9 protein-coding genes are annotated in these 12,073 nt (G+C 50.0%); 3 read left to right on the plus strand and 6 right to left on the minus strand.

What is annotated here, in order from left to right:
* Positions 1–57: 57 nt before the first annotated feature.
* From C7A19_RS02790 to C7A19_RS02800, 3 genes are all read right to left on the minus strand, one after another.
* Entirely contained in the window at positions 58–1,506 is a 1,449-nt protein-coding gene (locus C7A19_RS02790) for a glyceraldehyde-3-phosphate dehydrogenase (RefSeq protein ID WP_077600000.1), read from the minus strand.
* 406 nt (positions 1,507–1,912) lie between these two features.
* The gene (locus C7A19_RS02795; RefSeq protein WP_077772333.1) at positions 1,913–2,599 is read right to left on the minus strand and encodes a DUF3334 family protein; all 687 of its coding nucleotides are present in this window, start codon (positions 2,597–2,599) and stop codon (positions 1,913–1,915) included.
* 128 nt (positions 2,600–2,727) lie between these two features.
* The gene (locus C7A19_RS02800) at positions 2,728–5,871 is read right to left on the minus strand and encodes an ATP-binding protein (protein WP_162300236.1); all 3,144 of its coding nucleotides are present in this window, start codon (positions 5,869–5,871) and stop codon (positions 2,728–2,730) included.
* Positions 5,872–6,221: 350 nt separating this feature from the next.
* On the opposite strand from C7A19_RS02800, the gene C7A19_RS02805 reads away from it, so the two are divergent.
* The 3 genes from C7A19_RS02805 to nagK all read left to right on the plus strand — a co-directional run bounded on the left by C7A19_RS02805 (position 6,222) and on the right by nagK (position 8,447).
* Positions 6,222–6,566, plus strand: coding sequence for a DUF3802 family protein (locus tag C7A19_RS02805; protein WP_116644104.1), 345 nt, complete (start codon positions 6,222–6,224; stop codon positions 6,564–6,566).
* Between the two features lie 121 nt (positions 6,567–6,687).
* Positions 6,688–7,437, plus strand: a complete 750-nt coding sequence (locus C7A19_RS02810) for a tRNA-uridine aminocarboxypropyltransferase (RefSeq protein WP_116644105.1) — start codon at positions 6,688–6,690, stop codon at positions 7,435–7,437.
* A 107-nt stretch (positions 7,438–7,544) separates the two neighbouring features.
* A complete protein-coding gene (nagK, locus tag C7A19_RS02815; RefSeq protein ID WP_116644106.1) occupies positions 7,545–8,447 on the plus strand; it encodes an N-acetylglucosamine kinase in 903 nt (300 codons plus the stop codon).
* A 44-nt stretch (positions 8,448–8,491) separates the two neighbouring features.
* Here the strand turns inward: nagK and C7A19_RS02820 are convergent, their stop codons facing one another.
* The 3 genes from C7A19_RS02820 to C7A19_RS02830 form a co-directional block, all read right to left on the minus strand.
* On the minus strand, positions 8,492–9,574 hold the full coding sequence (locus C7A19_RS02820; protein WP_116644107.1) for a ketoacyl-ACP synthase III: 1,083 nt from the start codon (positions 9,572–9,574) through the stop codon (positions 8,492–8,494).
* Positions 9,575–9,697: 123 nt separating this feature from the next.
* The gene (locus C7A19_RS02825; RefSeq protein ID WP_116644108.1) at positions 9,698–11,068 is read right to left on the minus strand and encodes a DASS family sodium-coupled anion symporter; all 1,371 of its coding nucleotides are present in this window, start codon (positions 11,066–11,068) and stop codon (positions 9,698–9,700) included.
* Positions 11,069–11,298: 230 nt separating this feature from the next.
* A complete protein-coding gene (locus tag C7A19_RS02830; protein WP_116644109.1) occupies positions 11,299–11,970 on the minus strand; it encodes an ElyC/SanA/YdcF family protein in 672 nt (223 codons plus the stop codon).
* Positions 11,971–12,073: the final 103 nt, after the last annotated feature.

The following is a 12,073-nucleotide window of genomic DNA, read 5'->3' on the forward strand; positions in this document are numbered from 1 at the left end:
TTGAGTCGTTAACACGTAATAAAAAAGGCCCATTTGGGCCTTTTCGTTTTGGACGTTTTAAGAAAGTGCTTCCGGCTCTGGAACCATGGGGTAGCGTACTCCCATCATTTGCTCCATGCAGTGTACTACCTGACAGCTATAGCCGAACTCGTTGTCGTACCAAATGTACAGCACGCAACGGTTGCCCTCGGCGATGGTTGCTTGGCTATCCACCACACCGGCAAAGCGTGATCCCACCAAATCACTCGATACTAATTCGGTCGACTGAGTAAAATCAATTTGCCCCGATAGCGGCGAGTACAAAGCGACGTCTTGTAAATAGGCGTTGATTTCATCCTTGTGAGTGGGGTTATCTAAATTCAGGTTAGCAATAGCCATAGAGACATTGGGCGTGGGCACACGCACTGAGTTACCGGTTAATTTACCTTTAAGCTCAGGCAGTGCTTTGGCAACAGCACTCGCGGCACCGGTAGACGTGAGTACCATATTCAAAGACGCAGAGCGGCCACGGCGATCGCCTTTGTGATAGTTATCAATCAGGTTTTGATCATTGGTAAACGAGTGAACTGTCTCAATGTGTCCGCCATCAATACCAAATTTATCGTGCATGGCTTTGAGCACCGGGGTAATGGCGTTGGTGGTGCAGCTGGCGGCAGAGATAATTCGATCATCGTCGTTAATCACGTCATGATTGACACCGAATACCACGTTTTTAAGATCGCCTTTGCCCGGCGCGGTGAGAAGGACTTTCTTAGCGCCTTTGCTGTCAAGGTGTTGACTCAGGCCTTCTTCATCTCGCCACATACCTGTGTTATCGACTACCAATGCGTCATGAATACCGAATTGGGTGTAATCGACGTCCGTTGGGTTATTGGCATAAATGACTTGGATGAAATTACCATTGGCGATCAACGCGTTACGCGACTCATCAACAGTAATGCTGCCATTGAACGGGCCGTGAACAGAGTCGCGACGCAGCAGGCTGGCGCGCTTTTCCAGGTCGCCTTCTTTTCCGCCACGCACCACGATAGCGCGTAAGCGTAAGGGGTAGCCAGGACCGCTTTTTTCAATCAGTAATCGTGCGAGTAAGCGACCGATACGACCAAAGCCATACAGTACCACGTCTTTCGGATCAACGCCGTTGCCTGTCCCTAGCAAATGCCCAAGCTGGCTATGAAGAAAATCAGGAATGCCATTTTCACTGTCATGCTGTTGCCAGTATGTCCAGGCGAGCTGACCGATATCGATTTTACTGGGAGCAAGATCCAATTCAGCCATCACTTCGATTAATGGCAACGTCTGGCTGGGCGATAAGGTGCCCCCCGTATAGCGACGCGCCACGCGGTGTGCCTTAATGATATCAATGGTGCTCGCATTGATCAGTTGACGACCGAACAGTTGGATTTCGACGCCTTTTTGGCGATAAAGCTGGCTAAGCAGCGGATACATGGTTTCAGAGTGAGTTTGACTGGTTTGCCAATCGAGTAGGTAGCTTTCTGGACTCATGAATCGACCTTTTTCACGAATGATAGTGGGTGGGCAGGGTGCCCAGTAGGGTATTTGGCTGATCGTTGCCAGCCTTTTGATTATGCCGCGCAGTCTAAATGATGCGGCATTATTCACCTACTAAAAAAAAGTGGGCAGTGATAAGGCGTTATGACGGTGAGAGGTGGGTAGAATGACGACCACACGATCTAGCAAATGTGATCAAAGCTGTAACCTAAATGAAACAAATTACATTGGACATTTATAACTGTGAAGTGCTTCGCTCGTTGAATTATCTTAATAATTAGCAAGAAAAAAGTAAGCAAAGAGAAAAGAAAACACAAGTTACACGGGCCTTTGCAGCGAAGCTTTACAAATCGATAGCAACTTGTGTTTATGTCTTAGCGACAGTAAAAGGAGAGAGGCGCTAAATCCCTAGCTCGTCAAGTAAGTCGTTACTGCCGCTGTCTTTTTTATCGTTTTTGTCGTTAGACTTTTCTTCCAATTGGCGAACCGTTTCTGCTTCCAGAATGGAATCAGGATCAACCTCTTCCCCTTCTTCAAAGTCCTGAAGCTGAATAAATTCGGTACGTTCCATGGCAAGCTCAAGATAGAAGATATTGTTGTGCTCAGTGGTAAAGCTCACGCGGCGCGCCTGTGGCTTGTCGATATTGCTATCGACTGACACGGTAATATTTTTGTTAACCGCCATCATCTTCGGTTGGTTTTGGGTGATCGAGGTTTGGATTGAGCGCTTAATCTTACCGGTGAAATCGCCAATAATCTGGTTCATGAGTTCACCGAGCACATCGCCCACTTCATCCGCGGTGTGTAAGCTGGCTAACTCTTCTTCGGGGATCCCCATATGTTGCATGTAATTGCTGTAAATCTCTAACGCTGCGGCGGAGGAGAAGTTGATCACAACAAGGCCAGAGAAGCCGCCATCAAATAGTACAAAACAGCCGAGGTCAGGCTTGAGGCTGGTTTTGGCAATCTTTTGTACCATCGCAGCATGGTGCACGGGAGAGTCAGTCGCTTTGGTGAGTACTGCCGTGGCGGACTGACATAGTTTGAGCAGAATGTCCTCGGAGGTGACTACTTTGGTTTTTCTCATTATTCACTACCGTCATGGTTGATAAAACTTACTGTCAGTGTGGCACTGGATTGCGCGATTTGTACACCGATTTTCCGGATATCCGGATAAGGGATCACATTCATCTGTCTGTGACTGCCTATATTGGGTCATTGAGGGTCACGCGGTAATACCTCCAGCAAGTGGTCCAGTGCTGTGTCGATACGGGCTAATGCCTGAACAAGTGCTTCTGTTTGCTGATTGTTAGCGGCTTGCTCGGCCTCAAGGCAGGCTTGATGAAGGGCTGTCGCACCAATACTGCCTGCGGCAGATTTTTGTTTGTGTGCGGCCTCTTTTAATGCTTGCCAATGTTCAAAAGGCGGTTGCGATTGCGCGAGGGCGCGTAGGCTGGGGACGCTACGTTTAAGGAAAACATCGACAATATCTTGATAGGCCTGTTGCTGCCCGCCATATAAGCGTTCAACCACCGTTGGATCAAGTACATGTGGCTCTTCGGCACTGGCTGTCACAGGGGGTGGCGTCGACTTTGTCGTGATGTGAGGACGGTTAACCCAATAGGTTAAGCGTTCGTCAAGCGGATCCAGCTCAATGGGCTTGGTAATGTAATCGTCCATGCCTGCCTCAAAACACCGCGCTTGTTCACCACTGAGCGCATTGGCGGTAATGGCGATAATAGGCACCCAGCGAGATGTTCGCTGCATTTCACGCAGCGCAGCGGTTAACGTATAGCCATCTTTGTTGGGCATATGGCAGTCGGTGAGGACAAGATCTACCTGATGGTTCTGATATGCCGCGAGTGCCTGGTTACCATCATCCGTCATCACCACCTCATAGCCGAGGTAATGGAGTTGCTGAGTCAGCACCTGTTGGTTAGTGGGGTTGTCTTCTGCCACTAAAATACATCCACGAGTGCGTTCCGGCTCGCATGTTTTGGCGTCTGCCTCGTCGGGAAGAGGTAGCATTGCGTCAGATTCCACCAACATACTGATATCAGGGCTCTCAAGACCGAGGCAGACGCGTAGACCGTGGACCAGACGACGATAGGTTAATGGTGAGGCAAACAGCTCGACAATGCGTTTATCAGGGTGGGTTGCCAGCGATAAGGTATGTTTGAGGGCAATCACATGATCGACAGCGCGTTCAGCAATTAATGTGCTTGGCTCGGTGTGGGTGGTTATCAATAATCGGTGCTTCGTCGGTTGCTTTCCTGTGTTAGACGGTGCTGACCCATGATGATAAGCGATATCCAAGTGCGCCAGATAGCGGCACACTGCGTGATTGAGTGCGTCTTGATGAATATCCACTTCAATCGATAATTGTTGCGCCTGCTCGCGAGTAATCGGTAAATCGTCAGGTTCTGCTAATGGGTTCACCGTATAATCGATACGCACGGTAAACCGTGTGCCGACTCCCTGCTCACTCTCAATGTCAATATCACCGCCGAGGAGATCGATAATATTCTTACAAATGGCTAAGCCAAGCCCAGAGCCACCAAACTCACGGGTGGTCGACGACTCCGCCTGACTGAATGGCTGAAAGATAGTGTCGACTTTATCAGGCGCAATGCCGATGCCGTTATCGGTGATGGTAAACACCAGCTGGGCTTTTTGCGCGTCTTGGTTATCCATCGCGTCAATATTGACAGCGACAAAACCGGGTTGACGATGCTGGCCGCCGGAGAACTTAATCGCATTGCCAACAAGATTATACAGTATCTGTTTTAATCGGTTGGGATCGCCCACCAGTTGTTCGGGGAGGTCAGGATTAATAAATAGTGACAGTGTCACCTTTCGCTTGTTGGCTTGATGGCTGAGGGTGTCCATCACTTGCTCTACGGTGTCGGACAAAGAAAAGGTGACGCGTTCAAATTGCAGCTTTCCGGCCTCGGTGCGAGAAAAGTCGAGGATGTCGTTAATGATGGAGAGCAAAGAAAGGGCGGACTCACGCACCGTACTCGTCAGGCTATATTGAGATGGCGTTAAAGACGAGCGACGAAGCATATCGAGCATCCCAATCACGCCATTCATTGGCGTGCGGATTTCGTGACTCATGGTCGCAAGAAATTGCGCTTTCGCACGTGATGCGCTTTCGGCGCGCTCTTTTTCGGCCATTAACTGTTCGCGTGCTTGGTTACGAGAAATAATATGCGCGCGAAATATGACTAACCCATTAGCGATTTTGCCGACTTCATCCGTCCGATCTTGAAAATTGCGGGCCGGGGGCGTCATGTCGCCAGCCACAAGTCGCTGCATGGAGTCGGCGAGCTGTGCGATCGGCAAAGTGAATGTACGATAAATATAAAAGTACATTGCGCCACTGACGAATAAGATAAAAACCAGTAAATAACCGAGGTTGAGTTGATTGGAATGGAGTATTGCACGTAAATCAACCATAGACCGGGTTACCACTTTTCCTGTCTCTTGTGCGAACGTAGAGAGCGCATCCTCAAGCGCCTGGTATTCTTGGTCACTCAAGGTTCGCACTGCGGTCATGGCGGCGACTTTGGCACTGGGTTGATAGTTGTTAAAAATAGCGATACCACTGCGCTTTAAACTGGTGAAATGGTGGCGGATGCTCGACAGTTTGTTGAGTGAGGCAGGGTGATTGATCTCGAACTGCGTCAAGGAAAGATAGCGCTCAAAGGTTGCCATATCCTCCATAAAGCGCTGTCGGCTACTTTTTCGCCCATCTAAATACTGATTAAGCTCAGTCAGCATATCGCCATTTTCATCCACCAGTTCATCAAGGTATTGCAACACGGCAAGGTTATCAGGCTGTGTCAACGCTTGTGAGGCTTTTAATTCGGCAATCAAGTTATCGATAGGGCGAACCACATCAATGGATAGCCGCATCACCTGTTTACGCGCCCATTGCTCAGCGACGGGATCAAACTCTGTTAAGACTTTTTGATGAGCGATACGCTGGAAGCGCTCATAAAGCTGGCTGATCAAGGAAAGCCGCTGCTCTGCGTCGGGTTTTACTTCACGAAGGCGCGCCAGTAATTGCTCAAAATCTTGCTGACTTTCTAAAAAAACGGCGAGCGATTCATGACGGCCCATGACATATTTGAGCATGCTGGCATTCATATCACTGGCGGCCCGTTGCATGCGCATGGTGATGATCGCGCTCGGGATTTCTTGATGAGTGGCGCGGCCGACATCGCGGTTAACCCGATCTTGCATGATGTAGCTCGAGACTGACAGGCCCAACACCATCAAGGTGATGAACGTCATAATCAACCCAATCTTACTGACGATACTCTTACCAAATGGGCGAGGGCGATTTACCTTCATGACGATTCCTACATCCTTGTCAACGATTGATTTGGGCGTGATCCGTGTTAAATTGCGCGTTGTGTTGTTTGCTTTCATCACGGTGAAGCCAGACTATACTGCAAAGAGACTGGCGTCAGTCGTTTGTATGATTTGGCCTTGCCGCTCTGCTCTCTCCTTGCTCGAGCCAGAATGAAAGGGAGGGGCGGTGAGAGCAGCCATCGTGTCATAGTACGATGGTTAGTTTATAGTATACAGTACGCTAAGCACTGCGAAGCGTGACTCGCTTTCTAATTTCGCCTTCAAGAGGCGCAAATAGCCGACGGGCACGATACAATAAAGATAGTTGAACAGTCTAAGGACAAGTAATCATGGTAGTAGATTCAGACGGGTATCAAGCACTGATCGAACATTTTGCGTTTAATCTCTCTGTGTTTGAAAAACCGGGTGAAGCCATTGGCGATGATACCGTTGCGGATATTGTGCACGATCTAGTCGCCTCTAACATTATGACCATTTGCGAGCAAAATCCTGGGCTTTCGTCTGCATTGCGCTTCACCATATTGCGAGAGGCAGATCGTGTAGTGGAAGATATGGAAGAAGTGCTGGCGGGTCGCTGGGAGCAACCAGTCACCGCCGAGCAGGTTGGCTTTCTCGAAGAGTACATTGCCCTGGTAAAAAACCTGTTTGATGGTGCCATGGTCGAGTTACGTTAGTGACCCCCTGACGGTAACCGTCTAATGCCTGTATACCCGTGTACAATTGTGAGCGATCGAGACTGACAGCCAAGCTCAGGTCGGTATACTAGACGGCCCATTGACAACCTTAGATTTTACCATGTCCCCATCCGCTCCGCGTCACGCTATTCATCAGCTTTACTCCGCCCGTTTGGCACGTGCAACGCGTCCCTATCGCGCACGTGGCGCTGGTGTAGACCGCTGTTCAGCATGTATGTTAGTTCGTCATTTCTGTATGTGTGATTACCGTGCCGCCCGCCAGACCCATGCTGCGTTCATGTTACTGATGTACGACGACGAGGTACTAAAACCGAGTAACACAGGACGTTTGATTGCTGACTGCGTGGCGGATACCTACGCCTTTATCTGGTCTCGCACGCACCCTGATCCTGACATGCTGGCGTTGTTATCCCGCTCAGCTTTTCAACCGTATGTGGTCTTTCCTGCTCAGTACACGACCCCGACGCGCATGACCTCACCGGCACGTCTCCATGACAACGCGAAGCGGCCGCTATTTATCATCATTGACGGTACCTGGCGGGAGGCGAAAAAAATCTTTCGCAAAAGCCCTTGGCTTGATCACTTTCCGGTTTTAAGTATTGAGCCTCAGGCATTATCTCGTTATCGCGTGCGCGATGCTCACGGTGAAAATCAACTGGCAACAGCAGAAGTGGCTGCAGAAGTGCTTGCCGTGAATCAAGAGCGCAAGGCGGCAGAGTACTTAAACCAATGGTTCGATGTCTTTCGTGAGCGATACTTAGCAGGCAAACGACAACAACACCTTGCAGACGACAATGCGCTGACGCGCTTGCTTGATGACCAAACGCTGGCGAAAAATGTCGACACCTGAGTGAAAAGTCTGGTTGGAAAACAACGAAACTTGGGGCGAATCACGGACTTTTGCCTTGTTTTGCTGAATAATCTGGTTAAATAACGACAATTTAAGGTAGCTCAGCCATGTATTACGGCTTTGATGTGGGTGGCACGAAAATTGAATTTGGTGCCTTCGATAAACAACTCAATCGTGTCGCGACCGAGCGTCACCCAACCCCAACGCAAGATTACCCTGCCTTAATCGACACATTAGTGCGGTTGGTGGAAAAGTATGATGCGGAGCTAGGGCAAAAAGGAACCATTGGTATTGGGATCCCTGGCTCTCAAGCAGAAGATGGCACGGTGCTGACGGTCAATGTTCCCGCGGCAAATGGACAGTCTTTGCGAGATGATTTACAAGCACGTGTGGGGCGAGAAGTGCGGATTAGCAATGACGCCAATTGTTTTGCGTTGTCGGAAGCATGGGATGTGCAAGCGCAATCGGCGAAAACCGTTCTAGGGTTAATTTTGGGCACCGGCTTCGGTGGTGGATTAGTGATCAATGGCAAGGTCATTAATGGTAAAAACCAAATGGCAGGCGAAGTCGGGCACATGCGTATGCCGATTGATGCCTGGTTACGGTTGGGTGATAACCCGCCGATGTTTGATTGTGGCTGTGGCAATAAAGGCTGCCTGGACAATTATTTATCTGGGCGTGGGTTTGAACAGCTTTATGCTCACTTTTATCAGCCGTTGTCAGCGATCGAAATCATCGAACAGTATCGCCAAGGTGAGCCGGATGCGGTGGCATTTGTTGACTGCTTTTTTGATGTATTAGCCATGGCACTGGGAGGCTTGTTAACCGCGTTTGATCCAGACATGGTTGTGCTTGGTGGCGGTCTCTCTAACTTTGATGAGCTGTATCAAGCGATGCCTGAACGCTTACCGGCATACCTTCTGTCTGCGGCTAACGCCCCTGATATTGTGAAAGCGCAGCACGGTGATGCGGGAGGGGTGCGTGGCGCTGCCTTCTTACATTTAACCTGATGCCAATAACAAAGCCGACGAACGTCGGCTTTGTGTGAGCGATTTTATTCTGGTTTTTTATGCTGACAATGGCGGATGGCGTTGTCGAGTAACTCAAGTGCCGTTTTATCGGTTGGCGGTAACGCCGCATCAGACTCGGCGATCGGTGTTGTACGCTCGCCCCAACGGATTAATCCTGCGCCCCATGTCAGGCCAGCGCCAAATGCCGCGGTGAGCAGCTGGCTATGTGGCTTAACGGCCCCTTGCTCAACCGCTTCGCACAAGGCGATAGGGATGGTGGCTGCTGAGGTATTACCATAGCGCTGGATATTGATAAACGCCTTGTCTAACTCGATGCCAGCGTGCTCACATAAGGTTTCGATAATCCGTTTGTTGGCTTGATGCGGCACGACCAGATCAATACCGTCAGCATTGAGCTGATTCCGTGTTAATACCTGATTTGCCGCTGATCCCATGCCTTTGACCGCACGTTTAAAAATATCACGGCCGATAAAATCAAACGCAAAATAGCCATTAGCCGGGTCGAAGCGATCCATTGCCGTCCCAAAGGCAGGGATCGCGAGTACATCACGGCCTGCTGGATCACAACCAAGTTGCGCGTCAAGTAACCCCACTTCCTGCTCGCTTTTGCTTACCACGACGGCGCCGGCACCATCACCAAATAGCACGGCGGTATCGCGTTTGCTCCAATCCAAATACCAGGTTAAATGCTCTGCGCCGATAATGAGTGCATGCTGATAATGGCCAGCTTGGAGCATCTTGGTTGCGGTCTCTAACCCGTATAAAAAACCGGTACAAGCGGCATTCATATCAAATGCCGCGGCACGAAGTGCCCCCAAGTTGCCTTGCACTTTGGAGGCAATATTAGGGATCAGGGTATCTGGTGAGCAGGTCGCTACAATCAACAGATCGAGCTGGCTTGCTTCAATCCCTGCTGCCGCTAACGCGCGTTGGGCGGCAACAGTGGCGAGCTCAGAGGTTTCGACATGACTCACTCGGCGTGCTTCAATGCCTGTGCGTGAGCGAATCCATTCATCATTAGTCTCTAAAATTGTGCTGAGATCGTCATTGCTCAACACCGCGGGCGGAAGACACTTCCCCCAGCCTGTAATTTCTGCAAATGCCATAGTTAGTTACGGGTTGTTTAGCGTGGCGCTAGTGTAAACCTGAAACTCGGATGAAACAATTTTGATGGTCGATAAGGCGTGAAAAACACTACCTGGCGCAAACACCAGGTAGTGGGAGAGTGATTACCAGAATAGGCGAGTGAAAATCGCCAAGACCGCAATACAAACAATGTTGAGATATAAGCCAACACGCATCATATCACGTTGCTCTATATGCCCTGAGCCAAACACAATGGCGTTTGGTGGCGTAGCAACGGGCAGCATAAAGGCACACGACGCGGCAATCGCGATCAGCGCAGAAAGTGCGACTGGCGACACGCCCAATGCTTCGGCGATGGTGGCAAAAACCGGTACCAATAATGCGGCGCTGGCGGTATTGCTCGCAAACTCAGTCAAGAAGATCACGAATGCCACCACGCCTAGCATGGTGAAAAATAGCCCAGATCCTGTCAGTGCATTGCTCAGGTGGTTGGCGAGAAACAAACTCGTACCGGTTGCTTTGAGCACATTGCTCAAGCAAATTCCGCCGCCGAAGAGTAACAGCACGCCCCAGTCAGCGGTTTTTTCGACTTCTTTCCATTTTACAACCCGCGTCGCCCCCAGCAAGACAATCGCAGATAACGCCACAATGGTGTCAAATTTGCTCAGGCCACCGAGCATGGCATTCAATGGTTTACTGAAAATCCAAGCGCTGACGGTCAGTGCGAAAATCACAAGCGTGATCACGCGAGGTGTGCTCCAGGTGAAGTCACGCTGATCCGCTTCAAAACGGTGGTTAAGGTCTGGCTTGGTCAGTGCATACAAGACGATAACCGCGACGGGGAGCAATATCAGAGTGACAGGCAGGCCTAGTTTCATCCAATCTGCGAAGCTAAGCCCGGCTTCAGCCGCTGCAATCGCATTAGGGGGACTACCGACAATGGTTGCTATGCCGCCGATGCTCGCGCAATAGGCAATACCCAAGAGCACAAACACATAAGTGCCATGATCTTTTTGATTGTTCACCTTGTGTAAAATGCCTAACACCAATGGCAACATCATGGCGGTGGTCGCGGTGTTACTGATCCACATGGAAAGGGCGGCGGTGACCCCAAACAGCATCATCACGGCTACTGACATTTTGCCCTGCGCAATCGTGAGCACTTTATTGGCGATGGCTTGATCGAGGCCTTGGGCCTGCAGCGCGGCTGCCAAGGCAAAGCCACCGAGAAAGAGAAAAATGATGGGATTAGCGAAATTTGACATCGCCGCGGGTGTTTCAAACACGCCAAGCGCGACGGCCATAATGGGCACCAGGATCGCGGTGATGCTGACATGAATCGCTTCAGTCAGCCATAGCACGGCAATGAATATCAGTAGACTCAGGCCGATTGTGACATCTGTTTCAAACGGCAGAGTATTATACAAGATGAAAAACAGGGCAATGTCAGCAAACAAGATCCACGCTTTTCTATCCAGCCCCGGCGCACGGGAGGAAAGGGTTTGCACATCCATAGGGCGTCCTTTTCTTAAACGTTATTGAGTGTTTTTATAATGTTTTACTTTGAGTTTTTAGGTGCTTGATAGGGACAGGGTTGCTGCCATTTGGGTGGCAGTTGGCCGTCAAGCGACGGCTAATATACGCCTAAATAGTCAGTGTGTTAATCGATTGCAGGCAGGTTTTTAAACAAATGATTAAAGTAATGTGAAAATTGTGATTGGATCGGCACTGGTCGATACTGGGGTTAGTCCTTCGACGTTGAGACGCCATTGATTGGCTCTTTGGGGCCGGTAAACTTAGGTTTGACGTTGAGAATAAAGCTATCAAGTACCGCTTTGGTTCTCGCTAATACTTCCCTAGCGCGAATTTTGACCCCTGCCCAGCCTTGCGGACTCGGTACGGCGTAACAAATAGCATCAATATTGTTTACATCGGCGAGAAACAACGCACGCTCGCAATGAAACTGTTGGCTGATCACCGTGTAGCGCGCCAAACTGAAAACGGTTTTCGCACGGACAACAGAGTCCAGCGTTCGAAAGCCAGCATAGTCTAGGTGAATTGTCTCTTCTGGGATCCCTGCTTGACGTAAATCTCGCTTCATCGTCCAGGGCTCATTATACGAGCGGTGCGCGTTGTCGCCGCTGAGCAAAAGGTGCTGAATCTTACCTGCATGGTATAACGACTCCGCCGCTTCAATCCGGTAGGTGTAATAGGGATTGGGGGTTTTACCAATGTACTTGCTGGTTCCCAGAACCAAGCCGACTTGCCGAGCGGGTAGCGTCTCAGCGTGTTGATAGATCCGGCCTTTGGCGTTAACTGTGATCGCGATATCACTGGCAGCCATCACGATAGCGGTGACCACAGTAAACCCAATCAATGTGAAAATCGCCTGACGAAAAAGGCGCTGGAAAGCCATGGTGCGTTTTATTACCTTTGCGAGCATTAAGCCGCACTCGGGGTTACGTGTGCGGGCAAGTAGGTGGAATAATAGCAAAAAAAGCGCCTGGATAGACGCTTTT

The organism is Salinivibrio sp. HTSP (genome assembly GCF_003390965.1).
Lineage (GTDB): Bacteria > Pseudomonadota > Gammaproteobacteria > Enterobacterales > Vibrionaceae > Salinivibrio > Salinivibrio kushneri.

Coding starts and splice junctions, on each gene's coding strand:
- C7A19_RS02790 (WP_077600000.1), bottom strand. CDS start 1,506: ATGAGTCCAGAAAGCTACCTACTCGATTGGCAAACCAGTCAAACTCAC.
- C7A19_RS02830 (WP_116644109.1), bottom strand. CDS start 11,970: ATGGCTTTCCAGCGCCTTTTTCGTCAGGCGATTTTCACATTGATTGGG.
- C7A19_RS02800 (WP_162300236.1), bottom strand. CDS start 5,871: ATGAAGGTAAATCGCCCTCGCCCATTTGGTAAGAGTATCGTCAGTAAG.
- C7A19_RS02810 (WP_116644105.1), top strand. CDS start 6,688: ATGTCCCCATCCGCTCCGCGTCACGCTATTCATCAGCTTTACTCCGCC.
- C7A19_RS02795 (WP_077772333.1), bottom strand. CDS start 2,599: ATGAGAAAAACCAAAGTAGTCACCTCCGAGGACATTCTGCTCAAACTA.
- nagK (WP_116644106.1), top strand. CDS start 7,545: ATGTATTACGGCTTTGATGTGGGTGGCACGAAAATTGAATTTGGTGCC.
- C7A19_RS02825 (WP_116644108.1), bottom strand. CDS start 11,068: ATGGATGTGCAAACCCTTTCCTCCCGTGCGCCGGGGCTGGATAGAAAA.
- C7A19_RS02820 (WP_116644107.1), bottom strand. CDS start 9,574: ATGGCATTTGCAGAAATTACAGGCTGGGGGAAGTGTCTTCCGCCCGCG.
- C7A19_RS02805 (WP_116644104.1), top strand. CDS start 6,222: ATGGTAGTAGATTCAGACGGGTATCAAGCACTGATCGAACATTTTGCG.